Below are 19519 nucleotides of genomic sequence, written 5' to 3'. Positions count from 1 at the left end.
GGGGGTCAGCGGCCGTGCCGGGCGTGCTCGGCGATGTGGCGCAGCGCGGTGGCGAAGTCCTCCGCCGCGCGGGCCACCGTCTCGGGGTCGGGGTCGGTGTGGCGCCAGCTGAAGGCGAGCCGGCCGTCGCGGACGGCGCCGGTCACCTCCAGGGCGTGGGTGCCGGTGTCGCGGGGGTCGTGGTCCTGGCCGAGCGCGCCCAGCTCGGCCCGGACCAGGCCGTCGCCGGGGGCGGCGTCCGGGCGGGCGTCCCACTGGCCGAGGTAGTTGAAGACCAGCTCGGCGCGGGCGCCCGCCAGCCGCTCGCGCACCTCGGGCGGGCCGTAGGTGCGCAGCGCGCCGAAGCCGGCGCCGTTGCCGGGCACGGCGCGCAGCTGCTTGCGGACCGACTTCACCAGCGCCCGCCAGTCGCGCTCGCCGTGCGGCTGCGCGGGCCGGTCCACGGTGAGCGCGACCGGGTGGGTGCTGGTGAACCAGCCGACGGTGCGGGACAGGTCCACCCCGTCCAGCAGTTCCTCGCGCCCGTGGCCCTCCAGCTCGATGGCCACCCGCTCGGCTCCGCCGCGCCGGGCCAGCGCCAGGGCGAGGGCGGCCAGCAGCACGTCGTTGACCCGGGTGCGGTAGGCGGCCGGTGCGGCGCGCAGCAGGGCGGCGGTGTGCGCCTCGTCGAGTTCGACGGCCACCTCGGCCGCCGGGCCGGCCTCCCGCGGGGGCTCCGGGAGCGCGGCCACCGCCTGCTCCCAGTAGGGCAGTTCCTGGTCCAGTCCGCCCTGCGCCACGTGTGCGGCGAGCCGCCGGGCCCAGTCCCGGTAGGAGGTGGTCCGCTCGCCGAGCGCGACCGGTTCGCCGGCCAGGGCCTGCCGGTAGGCGGTCTCCAGGTCGTCGCAGAGGATCCGCCAGGAGACCGCGTCGACCACCAGGTGGTGGGCGACCAGCAGCAGCAGCGGCCGGCCCTCGGGGTGGCCGGTGAAGAGCGCGGCCTTGAGCTGCGGTCCGCGGGCCAGGTCGAAGCCGCGGTGCAGCTCGTCGGCGGCCTGCTCCAGCGCGCCCGCGGCGGCCGCCGGGTCGAGTCCGGCCAGGTCGTGGCCGTGCAGCAGCTGGTCGCCGGGCGCCGGCGGCGGGTTGAACTGCCGCCAGCCGTCGCCGTCCCGGGTGAACCGCATCCGCAGGGCGTCGTGGTGCTCCAGCAGGCCGTCCAGCGCGGCGTGCAGGGCGGCGGTGTCGGGGGTGCCGGCCAGCTCCAGCAGCAGGGACTGGTTGAACTGCCGGTGGCTGGCCCTGGGCGAGTTGAGGAACCAGTGCTGGATGGGGGTGAGCGGCAGCTCCCCGGTGACCGGACCGGTGTCGCCGGAGGCGGGCAGCACCCTGACCACGGCGGCGAGTTCGGCGACGGTCTGATGGGTGAACAGGTCGCGGGTCGCGAGGTGCAGCCCGGCCCGGCGCAGCCGGGAGACCACCTGCATGCTGAGCACCGAGTCGCCGCCGAGGTGGAAGAAGTTGTCGTGCGCGCCGACCCGCTGCTCCGGTACGCCCAGCACGTCGGCCCAGATGGCGGCGATCCGGCCTTCGGTGTCGGTGCGCGGCGGGGTGTGCGGGCCTGCGGCGGGTTCGGCCGGGCCGGGGTCGGGCAGGGCGCGGCGGTCGGTCTTGCCGTTGGGGGTGAGCGGGAGTTCGTCGAGTACCACCAGGGCGGAGGGGACGAGGTGCGGCGGCAGTTGGGCGCCGAGCCGGGTGCGCAGCTCGGCGGTGTCCAGCGGTTCGGCGCCGGCCACCAGGTAGCCGACCAGCCGGGCCGGTTCACCGCGCAGCGCCACCACGGCCTCGGCGACCAGGCCGGTGCGGCGGATCGCGGCCTCGATCTCGCCGGGTTCGATCCGGAAGCCGCGCAGCTTGATCTGCTCGTCGGCCCGCCCGGCGTAGCGAAGTTGGCCGTCGGCGTCCCAGCGGGCCAGGTCTCCGGTGCGGTAGAGCCGGTCGCCGGGTGCGCCGAACGGGTCGGGCCGGAACCGGGCGGCGGTCAGTCCGGGCCGGCCCAGGTAGCCGCGGGCCACGCCGGGGCCGCCGACGTGCAGTTCGCCGACCACGCCGGGCGGCACGGGGCGCATGGCGCCGTCCAGCAGGTGCAGCCGGGCGGCGGCGGCCGGGCGGCCGATGGGCGGGGCGGCGTGGTGCGGGGCGAGCGGGCCGGTCCAGCTGGCGACCACGGTGGCCTCGGTGGGGCCGTAGGAGTTGACCATCCGCCGGCCGGGCGCCCAGCGCTCCACCAGGTCGGCGGGGCAGGCCTCGGCGCCGACCACCAGGGTGCGCAGCGCGGGCAGGGCGTCTTCGGTGCCGGGCGGGGCGGTGGCGAGCACGGCGGGCGGGATCAGCACGTGGCTGATCCGGTGCTCGGCCAGCGCCTCGGCCAGCCGTTCGCCGACCAGCGGCCCTTCGGCGCCGGTCACCAGGGTGGCGCCGGAGAGCAGCGCGGTGCAGAGCTCCAGTACCGAGGCGTCGAAGCTGGGCGAGGCGAACTGCAGCACCCGGTCGCCCGGTCCGGCGGCGTACTGGGCGGCGGTGCCGGCGGCGAAGGCGGCCAGGCCGCGGTGGGTGACCAGGACGCCCTTGGGGGTGCCGGTGGAGCCGGAGGTGTAGATCAGGTAGGCGGCCCGGTCGGTGCCCTCGGCCGGCTCGGGCGCGGTGTCCGGCCCGTCGGCGGCCCAGACCTCGGCCGGGTCCTCCAGCACCACCGCGGCGCCGGAGTCGGCGAGCATGAAGGCGCGGCGCTCCTGCGGGTAGTCGGGGTCGACGGGGAGGAAGGCGCCGCCGGCCTTGCTGACGGCCAGTTGGGCGACCACCGCGGCCGAGGAGCGCGGCAGCGCCAGTGCCACCACCGTCTCGGCGCCGACGCCGCGCTGCCGCAGCCGGTGGGCCAGCCGGTTGGCGGCCCGGTCCAGCTCGGCGTAGCTGACGGTGGCTCCGGTGGCGGCCTCCAGCAGGGCCGGGGCCTGCGGGGTGCGGGCGGCCTGGCGGGCGAAGAGCTCGGCGAGGGTGGCCTCCGGCACCGGCCGCGCGCTGCCCCGGCCGAGCTCCAGCAGCGCCTTGGCCTCCTGCTCGGAGGCGAGCGGCAGGGCGCCGAGCGGCCGTTCGGGGTGCTCGGCGACGGCGGTGAGCAGGGTGGCGAGCTGGGCGGCCATCCGCTCGGCGGTGGCGGCTTCGAACAGGTCGGTGCTGTAGGTGAGCAGGCCGTGCAGCGCGCCGGTGTCGGTCTCGGCGAACTCCAGACCGAGGTCGAAGGGGGCGTGCTGGAGGTCGGGTTCCAGGTCGGCGACGGTCAGGCCGGGCAGCTCCAGTTCGGCGGCCGGGGCGTTCTGCAGCGCCACCATCACCTGGAAGAGCGGGGTGCGGCCGGGGTCGCGGACCGGCTGCAGCTCGTCCACCACCCGTTCGAACGGCACGTCCTGGTCGGCGAAGGCGGCCAGCACGCCTTGGCGCACCTGGTCGAGGAAGGCGGTGAACGGCAGCTCCGGGCCGGCCTGGGCGCGCAGCACCAGGGTGTTGACGAAGAAGCCGATCAGGCCCTGGGTCTGCGGCCGGTCGCGCCCGGAGACCACGGTGCCGACGGCCACGTCCTGATCGCCCGTCAGCCGGGAGAGGTAGGCCTGGGCGGCGGCGGCCAGCACGGTGAACAGGGTGCTGCCGTGGGCGCGGCCCAGGGCGGTCAGCCGGCGGGCCGTCAGCGGTGGCAGCACCAGCCGGGTGCTGGCGCCGTGGCCGGTGCGCACGGCGGGGCGCGGGTGATCGGTGGGCAGCTCCAGCGGGCCGAGGCCGGCCAGCCGCCGCTTCCAGCGGGCGAGCTGCTCGGTGGCGGCGGCCTCGGTGGCCGTGCGCTGCCAGTGGGCGTAGTCGGCGTACTGCAGCGGGAGCGGGGGCAGCTGCTCGCCGCGGTAGGCCTGGGCGAGGTCGGCGGTGAGCACGGAGGTGGACCAGCCGTCGGTGACGATGTGGTGCAGGGTGAGCGCCAGCACGTGCCGTTCGGGGGCCAGCCGCAGCAGCCGGGCCCGGAGCAGCGGGCCGCGCCGCAGGTCGAACGGGCGGGCCCGGTCGGCGGCCAGCAGGGCGGGCAGCTCGGCCTCGGTCAGCTCGGTGAGGGGCAGCGGGACGGGCCGCGGCGGGTGGACGGTCTGGGTGCCGTGGCCGTCGACGGCGTCGAAGGTGGTGCGCAGCGACTCGTGCCGGGCGACCACCGCGGTCAGCGCGGCGGCCAGCGCGGCCGCATCGAGCGGGCCGTCCAGGCGCAGCGCGAGGGCGGTGGTGTACTCGGCGCTGTCGGGGTTGAACTCGGCCAGGAACCAGAGGCGCTGCTGCGCGTAGGACATCGGCGAGGTCGCGCCGCGTTCGACGGGCCGCAGCGGGGCGGTGGCAGCGGCAGGCTCTTCGAGCAGGGCGGCCAGGGCGGCGGGCGTGGGGTGGGTGAAGACGGCGCGGGGCGAGAGCTCGGTGCCGAACTCCTCGGCCAGCCGGGCCGCGAGCCGCAGGCTGAGGATCGAGTCGCCGCCGAGCTGGAAGAAGTCCTCGGTGACGCCGGGTTCGGGCCGGCGCAGCACCTCGGCGAAGACGGCGGCGGTGCGCTGCTCGGCGGGGGTGCGCGGGGCGGTGCGGGGGGCGGTGGCGGTGGCCGGGGCGGGCAGCGCCCTGCGGTCGAGCTTGCCGTTGGCGCTGAGCGGGAGGGCGGCCAGGGCGACGATCGCGGCCGGGACCAGGTAGTCGGGCAGCATGCGGCGGGCGAACTCCAGCAGTTCCTCGGACCGTTCGCCGGCGGGGCCGACCACGTAGGCGACCAGGCGGCGGGCGCCGGGGCCGTCCTGCCGGGCGACGACGGCCGCGTCGGCCACGCCGGGATGGGCGGCGAGGGCGGCGGCCACCTCGCCGGGTTCGACCCGGAAGCCGCGGATCTTCACCTGGTCGTCGGCGCGGCCCAGGAACTCCACGGTGCCTTCCGGGCTCCGCCGGACCAGGTCGCCGGTGCGGTACATCCGGGCGCCGGCCGGGCCGTGCGGGTCGGCGAGGAAGCGGGCGGCGGTGTCGCCGGGGCGGCCGAGGTAGCCGCGGGCGACGCCTTCGCCCGCCACGTACAGCTCGCCGGCGCAGCCGGGCGGCACGGGCCGCAGCCGGGCGTCGAGCACGTGCACCCGGACGTCGTCCAGCGGGCGGCCGATCGGCACGCTGTCGGGGACCGCGGCGGGGCCGCCGGCGACGGGGTGGGCGGTGGCGAAGGTGGTGGTCTCGGTGGGTCCGTAGCCGTTGACCACGGTGAGGTCCGGGCAGGCGGCGAGCACGGAGCGGACGGCGGGCGCGGGGACGGTGTCGCCGCCGGTCCAGAGCTGCCGCAGGCCGGCGAAGCAGTCGGGGGCGTCCTGGGCGAGCAGCCGGAAGAGGCCGGCGGTGAGCCAGAGCGCGGTCAGCTCTCCCCCGGCGGTGAGGCGGCGCAGCAGGGCGGCGTCCACCGGGCCCTCGGGGGCGACCACGATCCGGCCGCCGTTGAGCAGCGGGGCCCAGACCTCGAAGGTGGCGGCGTCGAAGGCGACCGGCGAGTGCAGCAGCACGGCGGCGCAGGAGCCGTCGGCGAACCGGCTGTCGGTGGCGAGTGCGGCGATGTCGCGGTGCCGGACGGCCACGGCCTTGGGGCGGCCGGTGGAGCCGGAGGTGAACATGACGTAGCCGAGCTGGTCGGGGTCGGGCGCGGGCAGCGGCCCGGCGGCCTCGCCCGTCCGGGCCGCCCGCACCTGGTCCGCCGTCAGCCGCCGGAGGGCGCCGGCCTCGGCGAGCAGCGCCTCCCGGCGCTCCTCGGGCGCCCGGGTGTCGACGGGGAGGTAGGCGCCGCCGGCCTTGAGCACGGCGAGCTGGGCGACGACCAGGTCGGTGGAGCGGTCGAGCAGCAGCGCGACCCGTTCCTCCGGCGCCAGGCCCTCGGCCCGCAGCCGCGCGGCGAGGCGGTCGGACCAGTCGCCGAGCTGCCGGTACGTCAGCCGCTCGGTGCCGTCGACCACGGCGACGGCGTCGGTGCGGCCGATCAGCTCCACGGGGCTGACGGGCCGCCAGGTCCGCGCGGTCGCGTCCCAGCCGTGCAGCAGCTCGCGGTCGGCCTCGGTGAGGGCGTCCAGCTCGCCGAGGTCGCCGTCCAGGCCGTCGGCCAGCCGGCCGAGCAGTGCGGCCAGGCGGTCGGCGGCGCGGTCGGCGGTGGCGGGGTCGAAGAGGGCGGGGTCGTAGGCGAGGTCGAAGCCGAGCCGGTCGTCCAGGTAGGCGCGCAGGCAGAGCGGGAAGGTGGTGGCGTCCTCGGCGCGCACCTCCGCCACCCGCACGCCGGTCCGTTCGCCGGCTTCCTCGTCCACGGGGTAGTTCTCGAAGACCACCATGCTGTCGAAGAGCGCCTCGCCGGCGGCCGGTCCGGCGAGCGCCTGGATCCGGGCGAGCGAGAGGTGGTCGTAGGACCGCGACTGCGCCTCGCGCTCCTGCAGCTCGCGCAGCCAGGGCAGCACGGCGCCGGCGGCGGGCAGCTGGGCCCGGGTGGGCACGGTGTTGATGAACATGCCGATCATCGCGCCGACCCCGGGCAGCTCGGCGGGCCGCCCGGCCACGGTGGTGCCGAAGACCACGTCCCGGCGGCCGCTGGAGCGGGCCAGCAGCAGCGCCCAGGCGCCCTGGACCAGGGTGTTGACGGTGAGTCCGCCGCGCGCCGCCGCCTCCCGCAGCCGCCGGGAGGCCGCCTGGTCGAGCTCGCGGTGCGCCAGGGCGCTGGAGCGGGCCCGGTGCGCCTCGGCGGGGGTGCGGTCGTAGGGCAGCGGGGTGCGCTCCTCGAAGCCCGCCAGCAGCTCGGTCCAGTGCCGCTCGGCCGCCTGCTCGTCCTGCTCGGCCAGCCAGCGCAGGAAGTCGGCGAACGGCGGCCGGGCCGGGAGCCCGGTGGCGCCCGCGTAGCGGTCCTGGGCCTCGGCGAGCAGCTGGCCGCTGCTCCAGCCGTCCAGCGCCAGGTGGTGGGTGGACCAGAGCAGCAGCACCTCCTCGCCCGGCAGCGCGGCCAGGGTGAGCCGGGTGAGCGGGGCGCGGGTCAGGTCGATCCCGGCGGCGCGGTCCTCGGCGAGCAGCCGTTCGGTGGCCTCGGCCCGCTCCGCCTCGTCCAGCTGCCGCCAGTCGAGCCGGGTGACGGGCAGCTCGGCCCGCCGGTGCACCAGCTGCACGGGGTGCGGCAGACCGCGCCAGTGCACGCTGGTGCGCAGTGCGGGGGTGGCGTCGGCGGTGCGCTGCCAGGCGGCGGCGAAGGCCTCGGGGTCGGCGACGCCGGTGAGCCGGATCAGGATCCGGTCGGAGTAGGCGTCGGCGCTGTCCACCAGGCCGTGGAAGAGCATGCCGGCCTGCAGCGGGCTGAGCGGCAGCACGTCCTCGATCGCGGAGCCGTCGCCGACCAGCTCGTCGAGCTGGCGCTGCGTCAGTTCGACCAGCGGGTAGTCGGAGGGGGTGCGGCCGCCCGCGCCGGGCCGCGCGCAGTGCGCGATGATCTCGCGCAGCGCCTCGCGGGTCTGCTCGGCCAGGGCGCGGACGGTGGCCTCCTGGTGGATCTCCGGCGGGTAGGTCCAGCCGAGCTCCAGCCGGCCGTCCTGCACGGCGCCGGTGATCTCCAGCAGGTAGGGCCGCTCGGCGTCCGGGTCGCTGTCGCTGCCGAGGGCGGGCAGGGCCGCCCGGAACAGGCCGTCGGCGGGGCCGACGTCCCAGTGCCCGTGGTAGTTGAAGCCGACCTGCGGGCGGGGGCCCTCGGTCAGCGGGCGGTCGGGGTGCAGGTGGCGCAGGGCGCCGTGGCCGATGCCGTGCTGCGGCACGGCGCGCAGCTGCTCCTTCACGGCGCGCAGGGTGTCGCGCCAGTCGGCGGCCGGGTCGACGGTCAGGGCGAGCGGGTGTTCGGCGGTGAACCAGCCGATCGTGCGGGAGAGGTCGGCGTCCGGGAACAGGTCCTCGCGGCCGTGGCCCTCGACGCCGATCAGCACGCCGTCGCTCTCGCTCCAGCGGGCCAGGGTGCGGCCGAGGGCGCTCAGCAGCACGTCGTTGACCTGGGTGCGGTAGACCTCGGGGACCTGGCGCAGCAGCGCCTCGGTCTCCTGCTCGGTCAGCGTGGTGCTCAGGGTGGCGGCGCTGCCGTGGGTGTTGCGGCCGGGGCGCCCGGCCGGCAGCCCGGCGGCGGGCGATTCGCGCTGCCAGTAGCCGAGTTCGGGGTCGAAACCGCCCGCCCTGGTGTGCTGTTCGAGCCGGGCGGCCCAGCTGCCGAAGGGGGTGCCGGCGGGCTCCAGGGTGATCGGCGCGCCGGTGGCGGCCTGGCGGTGGGCGCGCTCCAGGTCGGCGAGCAGGATCCGCCAGGAGACGCCGTCGATCGCCAGGTGGTGCACGGTGAGGACGAGCCGGGCCGGGTGGCCGGCTCCCCGGTCGAAGAGCAGGGCGCGGACCGTGCGGCCGCTCTCGGGGTCGAGCGCGGCCTGGGCGGCGGCCACCTCGCGCTCCTGCCCGTCGATGCCCTGGTGCCGGCTGAGCACGCCGGCGGGCGGTTCGGGCAGCAGCCGCTGGCGCCATTCGCCGTCGACCCGGCGGAAGGCGGTGCGCAGGGCGGGGTGGTGGCGCAGCAGGGCGTCCAGGGCGGGGCCGAAGGCGTCCAGGTCGGCGCCGGGGGCGAGTTCCAGGTGCTGGGTCATGCTGAACCGCAGCCGTTCGCCGGGCCGCCGGCCGTCCAGGTACCAATGCTGGATGGGCGTCAGCGGGGCGTCCTCCGGCGCGGCCTCGGCGGCGGTGGCGGTCTGTTCACGGACGTGCGGGGCGAGTTCGGCGATGGTCTGGTGGCGGAAGACGTCCTTGGTGCTGAGTGCCAGCCCGGCGTGCCGGGCGCGGGAGACGATCTGGATGCTGAGGATGGAGTCGCCGCCGAGCGAGAAGAAGTTGTCGCTGGCGCCGACCCGGTCCACGCCCAGCACCTCGGACCAGATCCCGGCGAGCAGCTGCTCGGTGCCGGGGCGCGGGGCGGTGTACCGGGCGGTGGCGGTCAGCTGCGGGGCGGGCAGGGCGCGCCGGTCGGTCTTGCCGCTGCTGGTGCGCGGGATCCGGTCGAGCCGGACGAAGGCTCCGGGCACCATGTGGTCGGGCAGGGTGCGGTGCAGGTGGGCGCGCACGGCCTGGTCGTCCGGCAGGTCCGGGCCGGCCAGGTAGCCGACCAGCAGGGTCCGGCCGCCGTGCTCGCAGGCGGTGACCACGGTCTCGGTGATGCCGGGGTGGTCGGCCAGGGCGGCCTCGATCTCGCCGGGTTCGATCCGGAAGCCGCGGATCTTCAGCTGCTGGTCGGCCCGGCCGAGGAACTCCAGCTGCCCGTCGGCGGCCCAGCGGGCCAGGTCGCCGGTGCGGTACAGGCGGCTGCCGGGCGGACCGTACGGGTCGGCCAGGAAGCGGGCGGCGGTCAGGCCGGGGCGGCCGAGGTAGCCGCGGGCGACCTGCGGGCCGGCCAGGTACAGCTCCCCGGGCAGGCCGGGCGGCACCGGCCGCAGCGCGCCGTCGAGCACGTAGGCGCGCTGGTTGCGGCCGGGGCGGCCGATCGCGGGGCGGGCCGGGCGGTCGGCGATCCGCAGGTAACTGGCGTCCACGGTGCACTCGGTGGGGCCGTAGAGGTTGTAGGCGGTGGTGTCGGCGCGGGCCAACAGCTGCCAGAGGTCGGGGGCCAGGGCCTCGCCGCCGACCAGCAGCAGGGCGGGCCGGTGCCGGTCGTCGGAGAGGAGTCCGGCGGCGAGCAGTTCGCGCAGGAAGGAGGGGGTGACGTTGACCAGGTCGAGGCGCTGCTCGGCGATCCGGTCGCGGAAGGCGGCGGGGTCGAGCCTGGTCTCCTCGTCGATCAGGTCCATCTGCTGGCCGGCGGCGAGCAGCAGCGGGCCGATCCAGAAGGTGTCGAAGGAGGCCGAGGCGCTGAGCGCGGCGCGCAGGCCGCCCTCGGGCAGGGCCAGGCCGCGGACGTGGTCCTGGCAGAGCGCGGCGAGCTGGCGGTGTTCCACCAGCACGCCCTTGGGGCGCCCGGTGGAGCCGGAGGTGTGGATCAGGTAGGCGGCGTTGCCGGGCCGCAGCGGGGCCCGCCGGTCGCGGTCCGCGGGATCGTGCGCGGGCAGCTCGGCCCAGGGCACCCGGTCCAGCTCGGCCGGCGTGAGGACCAGCTTGGGCGCGCTGTCGGCCAGCAGGAACTCGGCGCGCTCGGCCGGGAGTCCGGGTTCGACGGTGACCACGGCGCCGCCGGCCTTGAGCACGCCGAGCAGGGCGGCGAGCAGGTCGGTGGTGCGGGGCAGTCGCAGCGCCACCCGGTCCTCGGGGCCGACGCCGGCCGCGATCAGGTGGTGGGCCAGCCGGTTGGCGCGCTGGTTGAGGGCGGCGAAGTCGAGCGCGCCGTCCCGGGCGACCAGCGCGGTGGCCCGCGGCCGGCGGGCGGCCTGCTGCTCGAAGAGCTCGTGCAGCGGGGTGTCGGGCAGTTCGGCCGGCGGCCCCTGCCAGTCGCCGAGCACCTGCCGCCGCTCGGGCCCGGTGAGCAGGCGCAGCTCGCCGGCCGTGCGCTCCGGGTCCTCGGCCGCGGACTCCAGCAGCATCCGCAGCCGGTCGGCGAGCCGGCCGATCGTGGCGGCGTCGAAGAGGCCGGTGTTGTACTGCAGGTAGCAGATGATCCCGCCGTCCCGCTCGGCGAAGTCGAAGGCGAGTTCGAAGCTGGCCTGGCGGACCGGCGGGGTGACCGGTTCGACGGTCAGGCCGGGCAGTTCGGGCGTCTGGGCGCCGAGGTTGTGCAGCGCGACCAGCACCGGGAAGAGCGGGGTGCGGCTGGTGTCGCGCTCGGGCTGGACGGCGTCCACCACCCGCTCGAACGGCACCTCCTGGTGGGCGGTGGCGGCCAGCACGGTGGCCCGGGCCCGGGTCAGCAGTTCCCGGAACGGCAGTTCGGCGCCGATCCGCGAGCGCAGCACCAGGGTGTTGACGAACATGCCGACCAGATCGTGCAGTTCGGCCCGCTCCCGGCCGGCCGTGACGGTGCCGACGGCCACGTCCGGCTGTCCGGTCCAGCGGGCGAGCAGGATCTGCACGCCGGTCAGCAGCACGGTGAAGAGGGTGGTGTCGGCCTCCCGGCCGCGGGCCCGCAGCCGGTCGGCGAGCTCGGCGGTGAGGGTGAACTCCAGCAGCGCGCCGTCCAGCGTGCGGACCGCCGGGCGGGGGCGGTCGGTGGGCAGCTCCAGCACGTCCAGGCCGTCGAGTTCGCGCTGCCAGAAGGCGAGTTGCCGCTCCGCCTCGGCGGTCCTGGCGCGCTGCCAGGCGGCGTGGTCGGCGTACCGGATCGGCAGTGCGGGCAGCTCGGCGGGCCGCCGCGCCAGGGCGGCGGCATAGAGCTCGCCGAGGTCGCGGCCGAGCACGGCGGCGGACCAGCCGTCGGTGACGATGTGATGGGCCGTCAGGACCAGGACGTGCTCCTCCGGTCCGGTGCGGGCCAGCCGGGCGCGGAAGAGCGGGCCGGCGGCCAGGTCGAAGCCGGCGGCGGCCTCCCGCTCCAGCAGCGCGTCCAGGTCGGCGGTCTCGGTGACCGGGCAGTCCACCGGGCGCGGCGGGTGGACCACCTGGTGCGGGCGGCCGTCGCGTTCGGCGAAGGTGGTGCGCAGGGTCTCGTGCCGGGCGACCAGGCCGTCCAGGGCGGTGCGCAGCGCCTCGGGGTCGAGCGGGCCGCGCAGCCGCAGCGCGGTGAGGGTGGTGTACTCGGTGCCGCCGGGCTCGAACCGGTCGAGGAACCAGAGTCGCTGCTGGGCGTAGGAGAGCGGGGGTTCGGCGCCGGGGTCGAGCCGCGGGATCGGCTGCTGCTCGGGGGCGCCCGGTTCGGCGAGCGCGGCGGCCAGGGCGGCGACGGTGGGGTGGGTGAAGAGCAGCCGGGGCGAGACCTGGGTGCCGAAGGCGGTGCGCAGCCGGGCGGTGGCCCGGACGGCCAGGATGGAGTCGCCGCCGAGGGCGAAGAAGCCGTCGCCGGCGCCGACTTCGTCCAGGGCCAGCACCTCGGCGAAGGCGGCGGCGACGGCGCGTTCGGCGGCGGTGCGCGGCGGGGTGCGGTCGCTGTCGGCGGCCAGGCCTTCGGCGGTGGGGGCGGGCAGCGCGCGCCGGTCCAGCTTGCCGTTGACGGTGAGCGGCAGCTCGGGCAGCGGCACATAGGCGGCGGGGACCATGTGCGCGGGGAGCAACCGTTCCAGGTGGGCGCGGAGTTCGGCGGCGCCGGGGGCCTGCCCGCCGCTCGGGACCAGGTGGGCGACCAGCCGGCGGGTGCCGGCCTGGTCCTGCTGCACGCCGACGGCGGCCGCGGCCACGCCGGGGTGGCTGCGCAGCGCGGCCTCGATCTCGCCGGGCTCGATCCGGTAGCCGCGCAGCTTCACCTGCTGGTCGGCCCGGCCCAGGTAGAGCAGGGTGCCGTCGGTCCGGCGGCGGGCCCGGTCGCCGGTCCGGTACATCCGGCTGCCGGGCGGCCCGTACGGGTCGGCGAGGAACCGGGTGGCGGTCAGGGCCGGCCGGGCCAGGTAGCCGCGGGCCAGCCCTTCGCCCGCGACGTGGAGTTCGCCGACCGCGCCGTCGGGCACCGGCGCCAGGTTCTCGTCCAGCAGGTACAGCCGCAGGTCGGGGATGGGCACGCCGATGCCGTCGGTGCCCGGCTCCAGGGGTGCGTAGGTGACGTGCACGGTGGTCTCGGTGATGCCGTACATGTTGACCAGCCGGGGCGCTTCGGCGCCGTGCCGGGCGAACCAGGGGGCCAGCTGGTCGGTGTCCAGCGCCTCGCCGCCGAAGACCACCGTGCGCAGGGCGAGCGGCAGTTCGGGGTGCTCGGCCTCGGCCCGGGCCAGCGGGTGGAAGGCGGAGGGGGTCTGACTGAGCACGGTGACCCGCTCCTCCGCGAGCAGCCGCAGGAAGTCCTCCGGGGAGCGCGCGGTGTCCTCGGGCACCACGACCAGCCGGCCGCCGTGCAGCAGCGGCCCCCAGAGCTCCCAGACCGAGAAGTCGAAGGCGTAGGAGTGGAAGAGCGTCCAGACGTCCTGCTCGCCGAAGCCGAACCAGTCCCGGGTGCGGGTGAACAGCCGCACGGCGTTGGCGTGCGGGATCACCACGCCCTTGGGGCGGCCGGTGGAGCCGGAGGTGTAGATGGCGTAGGCGGGCGATTCGGGCAGCGCCCGGCGCCCGGGGGCGAGCCGGGGTCCGGCGGCCAGTGCGGCCCGGACGGCCGGGTCGTCCAGCCGGACCACGGGCACGGCGGTCTCGACCGGGGCAGCGCTGACCACGGCCACGGGGGCCGCGTCGGCGATCAGCTGGGCGACGCGTTCGGCGGGCAGCGCGGGGTCGGTGGGCAGGTAGGCGGCGCCGGTCTTGAGCACGGCGAGGATCGCCACCACCTGGTCGGTGGAGCGGGGCAGGGCGAGCAGCACGAACCGCTCGGGGCCGGCCCCGGCCGCCGCCAGCCGGTGGGCCAGCCGGTCGGCGCGGGCGTCCAGTTCGGCGTAGTCCAGCCGTTCGGCGCCGTGGCTGACGGCGATCGCGGCGGGGGTGCGGGCGGCCTGGGCCTCGAACAGCTCGGTCAGCGTGCTCTCCGGTCTGGGGAGCTGCCGGCCGCCGCCACGGGCCACCAGCCGCTGGCGCTCCTCGGCCGTGGTCCAGGCGAGTTCGCGCACCGGACGGTGCAGCCCGCCGACCAGGCCGGTGAGCAGCAGCCGCAGCCGCTCGCCCAGGGCGCGGACCGTGGCGGCCTCGAACAGCTCGGGGTCGTAGGCGAGTTCCAGGGTGAGCCGGTCGCCCTGGTAGGCCCGCAGCAGCAGCGGGAAGCTGGTGGTGTCGCGGGAGGTGACGGCGAGCAGCCGCACGCCCGCGGCGGCGGTGCGGTCGGGGTCGAAGGGGTAGTTCTCGAAGGCGACCATGCTGTGGAAGAGCGGCTGTCCGGCGGGCCGGCCGGTGAGCGCGCCGAGTTCGGCCAGCGAGACGGCGCAGTGCCGCCGGTCCTCGGCCTGCTCACGCTGGAGCCCGCGCAGCCAGTCGGCGGCGGTGCGGCCGCCCTCGACCCGGACCCGGGTCGGCAGGGTGTTGATGAACATGCCCACCATCGACTCAACGCCGGGCAGTTCCTCGGGCCGGCCGGAGACGGTGGTGCCGAAGACCACCTCCGGCTCACCCGCGCAGCGGGCCAGCAGCAGCGCCCAGGCGCCCTGGACCACGGTGCCCAGGGTGAGCCCGGCCTCCCGGGCGGCGCGGGCCAGCTCCTCGGTCTCGGGTCCGGTGAGCCCGGTCGGGTGCACGGCTGCCGAGCGGCTGTCGTGGGCGTCCCTGAGCGGGCGGTCGAAGGGCAGCGGGGTGGGCTCGGCGAAGCCGTCCAGGGTGCGCCGCCAGTGCGTGCGGGCGGCCTCCGGGTCCTGTTCGGCGAGCCAGCGCACGTAGTCGCCGAACGGGCGGCGCAGCGGGGGCTGCGGGGCCCGGCCGGCCACCAGGGCGGTGTACTCCTCGCAGACCTCGGTGAGGAGTTGGGCCAGGCTCCAGCCGTCCAGGATCAGGTGGTGCGAGGTCCAGAGCAGCCGCAGCCGGGCGTCCGGCTCGGGCAGCAGGGTGAGCCGCATCAGCGGGGCGCTGGCCAGGTCGATGCCGCGGGCCAGGTCCTCGGTCCGCACCCGCTCCAGGTCGAGCCCGGGCCCGTCCAGCCGGGTGATCGGCAGCTCGGCGGTCCGCTCGACGAGTTGCAGCGGTACCGGCACGCCCTCCCAGACCACCCGGGTGCGCAGGGCGGGGGTGCGGCCGGCCACCCGCTGCCAGGCGAGGGCGAAGCCGGCGGGGTCGGTGATGCCGTCCAGCAGGAGTTCGGCCTGGTCGAGGTAGACGTCCTGCGGGCCGCCGACCAGGCGGTGGAAGAGCATGCCCTCCTGCAGCGGGGTGAGCGGCAGTACGTCCTCCACCGTGCGGTCGTCACCGATCAGCTCGTCGAGCTGACGCTGGCTCAGGCGGGCGAGCGGGAAGTCCGAGGGCGTGCGGCCGCTGTGCGCGGCGCAGTGCGCGACGATCCCGGCCAGTGCCGCCGCCGTCGCGTCCGCCAGCGCCTGCACGGTGGCCTTCTCGTGCACCGACTCGCTGTAGTGCCAGGTGACTTCCAGCTCGCCGTCGGTGACCAGGGCGGCCACGTCCAGCAGGTGGTCCAGCGGCTCGCCGTCGGCCACCTCCCGGCCGGGCGGCTCGGCGGCGGGGGCGAACTCGCCGCCGGCCGGCGCCTGCCACTGGCCGTGGTAGGTGAAGCTGACCTGGGGCATGGGCAGTTCGGCGAGCGTCCGGGCGGCCGGGTCGGGCGAGCCGAGCCGGGCCAGCGCCTCGAAGCCCAGGCCGCGCCGGGGCACGGCGCGCAGCTGCTCCTTGACGGCCTTCAGGGTGGCGTCCCAGCCGTCGCCGGGGGCCAGGGTGACGGGGTACTGGCTGGTGAACCAGCCGACCGTGCGCGAGAGGTCGAACTCCTCGCGCCCGTGCCCCTCCAGCAGCACGGTGATCCGCTCCGCGCCCGCCCAGTCGGCCAGCACCCGGCCGACGGCGCTGAGCAGCACGTCGTTGACCTGGGTGCGGTAGGCGGCGGGCACGGTGCGCAGCAGCGCCTCGGTGGTGGCCCGGTCCAGCCGGGCGCGGACGGTGCGCACCGATCCGGCCCGCGGGGTGCCGGGGTGGTCGACGGGCAGCGGGGTGCGGGGTGCGGCGGCCTCGGCGAGCCAGTGCGGCAGGTCCGCGTCCCACTCCCCCGCGCGGACCCGGCCGGCCAGGTGGGCGGCCCAGTCGGCGAACGGGGCCGGTTCCGGGTCGAGCCGCACCGGCCGGCCGGCGGCGGCCTGCCGGTAGGCCTCGGCGAGGTCGGCGAGCAGCACCCGCCAGGAGACGCCGTCGATGGCGAGGTGGTGGGCCGTCACGAAGAGCCGCGGGCGCTCCCCGGTGAGCAGCACGGCCCGGAACAGCTCGCCGGTGGCGGGGTCGAGCGCGGCCCGGGCCTCGTCGGGGTCCTGGTCGACCGCCAGCGCGCCGACCGTCCCCTCCCCCGGGTGCTGCCGCCAGCCCTCCGCGCCCTGCTCGAACCGGGTGCGCAGCGCCGGGTGGCACTCCACCAGTGCCGCCAGGGCGCGTTCCAGCGCGGGCATGTCGAGGTCCGCGGGCAGGTCGAGCAGCATCGACATGGTGAAGTGCCGCAGCGGTCCGTGGGTGGCGAGGAACCACTCCTGCACGGGCGTCAGCGGGGCCGGGCCCTCGGTGCGGGCGGGGCGGGCGACGGGCGGTTCCTCGGTGCGGCGGGTCGCGGCGGCGGCCAGGTCGGCGACGGTCTGGTGGCGGAAGACGTCCTGCGAGCCGAGCCGCAGCCCGACGGCGCGGGCCCGGGTGACGGCCTGGATGGAGAGGATGGAGTCGCCGCCGAGCTCGAAGAAGTTGTCGGTGGCGCCGACCGCGGCCAGGCCCAGCACCTCGGCCCAGATCGCGGCCAGGGTCCGTTCCGCGGCGGTCCGGGGCTCGACGAACTCCCGGTCCCGTTCGGCCGGTTCGGGGGCGGGCAGGGCCCGCCGGTCGAGCTTTCCGCTGCTGGTCAGCGGCAGCGCGGGCAGCAGCGTGTAGGAGCTGGGCACCAGGTGGTCGGGCAGCACCTGGCGCAGCGCGGCCCGCAGTTCGCCGGCGGTCGGCCGGGTGCCGGCGGCGGGCACGGCGTAGGCGGCGAGCCGGGTGTGGCCGTGCGGGTCGGTGACGGCGACCACGGCGGAGGCGGCCACCTCGGGCAGGTCGAGCAGCGCGGCCTCGACCTCGCCGGGCTCGATCCGGTGGCCGCGCACCTTGATCTGGTCGTCGGCCCGGCCGAGGTAGTCGAGCCGGCCGTCGGCGGTCCAGCGGGCCAGGTCGCCGGTGCGGTACATCCGGGTGCCGGGCGGGCCGTACGGGTCGGGGACGAACCGCTCGGCGGTCAGTCCGGCCCGGCGGGCGTAGCCGCGGGCCAGCTGCACGCCGGCCAGGTAGAGCTCGCCCGCCACGCCGGGCGGCACCGGCCGCAGCCGCCCGTCCAGCACCTGGGCGCGCACGCCCGGCAGCGGGCGGCCGATCAGCGGCCGGCCGGTGCCGTCGATCCGGCAGGCCAGCGCGTCGACGGTGCACTCGGTGGGCCCGTAGAAGTTGTACGCGGTGACACCGGGGTGCGCGGCCAGCTCGCGCCAGAGCGCGGGGCCGATCGCCTCGCCCCCGAGCATCAGCACGCCGGGGTGGTGGCGCGGGTCGCCGAGCAGGCCGGCGGGCAGCAGCTGCCGCAGGTAGGAGGGGGTCAGGTCGAGGAAGTCGATCCGGTGCTCGACCACGTAGGCGACGAGCGCCGCCGGGTCCAGCCGGGTGGCCTCGTCGACCAGGTGCAGCGGGTGGCCGTCGGCGAGCAGCAGCAGGCCTTCGAGCGAGGTGTCGAAGGAGAAGGCGGCGGTGAGCGCGACCCGCAGCGGCCCGCCCCCGGCCTCGGCCACGAAGCCCTCGCGGTGTGCGGCGAGCAGGTTGGCGGCGGCGCGGTGGGCGACGGTGACGCCCTTGGGGCGCCCGGTGGAGCCGGAGGTGTAGACCAGGTAGGCGGGGTGGTCGGGCAGCAGCGGGGTCGGCCGGTCGGCGTCGGCGGGGTCGGTCTCCGGCAGCCCGTCCGGGAGTCCGTCGAGCGCCGCCCGGTCGAGCAGCAGCGCGGGCTCGGCGTCGGCCAGCAGGTACTCGGCACGGTCGGCGGGCAGCGCGGGGTCGAGGTAGAGGAAGGCGGCGCCGGACTTGAGCACGGCGAGCAGCGCGGTGATCAGCTCGGCGGTGCGCGGCAGCCGGACGGCGACCAGCTGCTCGGGGCCGGCGCCGCGGGCCAGCAGGTGGTGGGCCAGGCGGTTGGCGCGGGCGTTGAGGGTGGCGTAGTCGAGGCGTTCGGCGCCGGCCACCAGGGCGAGCGCCTGCGGGGTGCGGGCGGCCTGGCGCTGGAACAGCTCGGGGTAGGCGGTGTCGGGCAGCGGGCAGGCGGTGCCGGTCCACTCCCGGGTGAGCCGGCGGGTCTGTTCGGGCGTCAGCAGCGGGTGCTCGTCGAGCGGGCGGTCCGGCTCGGCGGCGGCGCCGGCCAGCAGGCGGAGCAGCTGCTCGGCCATCCGGGCGGCCGTTGCGGGGTCGAACAGGTCGGTGCGGTACTCCAGCAGGCCGGCCAGCCGCTCGCCGTCGGGCACGAACTCGATGCTGAGGTCGAAGACGGCCGCCTGCCGGGGCACGGCGACGGGCTCGACGCCGGCCGGGGCGGCGGGCGGGTCGGGGTGCAGCAGCACCATCACGTCGAAGAGCGGGTTGCGGCCCGGCTCACGGGCCGCGCCGACCGCCTCCACCACCCGCTCGAACGGGGTGTCCCCGGCGGCGAAGGCCTGGTTGACGGTGTCGGCGGTGGCGGCGACCAGCTCGCGGAAGCTGCCGGCGACCTGGGTGCGCAGGGCGACGGTGTTGACGTAGAACCCGACGGCGCGTTCCAGGTCGCTGCGGGTGCGGCCGGGGGTGAGCGAGCCGACGGTGATGTCGGGCTGGCCGGACCAGCGCGCCAGCAGGGCCTGGCTCGCGGCGACCAGGCAGCCGAAGAGGGTGGCCTGCTGCTCCCCCGCGAGGCTGCGCAGCTGCGCCGTCACCTCGGCGGGCACGGTGAACGGGTGGACGGCGCCGGGGCCGGCCTCCTCGCCGCGCCGCGGGCGGTCCAGCGGCAGTTCGGCGGGCGTCGCCCCGGTCAGCCGCTCCCGCCAGCCGGCCAGCCGGCGTTCGGCCTCGGGGCCGTCCTGCTGGGCGCGCTGCCAGGCGGCGTAGTCGGGGTACTGGACGGCGACGGGCGGCAGGTCGGCCGACCCGCTCATCAGGGTGCCGAGCTCGGCGAGCAGCACGCCCATCGACCAGCCGTCGATGATGATGTGATGGGCCGTCAGAACAAGCACCTGGGAGCCGGCCGGCTCGGTGAGCAGCCGGGCGCGGACCAGCGGGCCGGCGGCCAGGTCGAACGAGCGAGCGTACTCGGCGAGCAGTGCCTCGTCCAACTCGTCCGCGCCCAGGGTCTCTTCGGCGATCTCCAGGGGCTCGGCCGGGCGGACCAGCTGCACCGGGCGGCCGTTCTCGGACTCGCCGAAGACGGTCCGCAGCGCCTCGTGCCGCTCGACCAGCCGGTCCAGCGCCCGGCCGAGCGCGGCGCGGTCCGGGGCGGTGGCGAAGCGCAGTGCGACGGCGCTGTTGTAGCGCGGGTCGCCGGGGCGCAGCCGGTCCAGGAACCAGAGCCGCTGCTGGGCGGAGGAGAGCGGCAGCGGTGCGGTGCGGTCGGCGCGCGGCAGCGGGGCCGGTCCGGTGGCGGCGGCCGGTCCGCGGCCGGCGAGGCGGCGGCGCAGCTGCTCGCGCAGCGCCTCGGGCAGGGCGGCGGCGCGGTCGCGGTTGGCAGACGTCATGGTCGTCGGGTCCTCAC

The 19519-nt window shown here is 77.1% G+C and carries 1 protein-coding gene; it reads right to left on the bottom strand.

Going from position 1 to position 19519, the window contains the following annotated elements; all coding sequences use genetic code 11:
- Positions 1-5: 5 nt before the first annotated feature.
- On the bottom strand, positions 6-19502 hold the full coding sequence (locus ACFYNO_RS36740; protein WP_388022030.1) for a non-ribosomal peptide synthase/polyketide synthase: 19497 nt from the start codon (positions 19500-19502) through the stop codon (positions 6-8).
- Between the last annotated feature and the right edge of the window lie 17 nt (positions 19503-19519).

Origin of the sequence: Kitasatospora sp. NPDC006697 (genome assembly GCF_042869935.1) — a bacterium.
GTDB lineage: Bacteria > Actinomycetota > Actinomycetes > Streptomycetales > Streptomycetaceae > Kitasatospora.
This window is presented reverse-complemented; position numbering and strand designations above follow the sequence as displayed.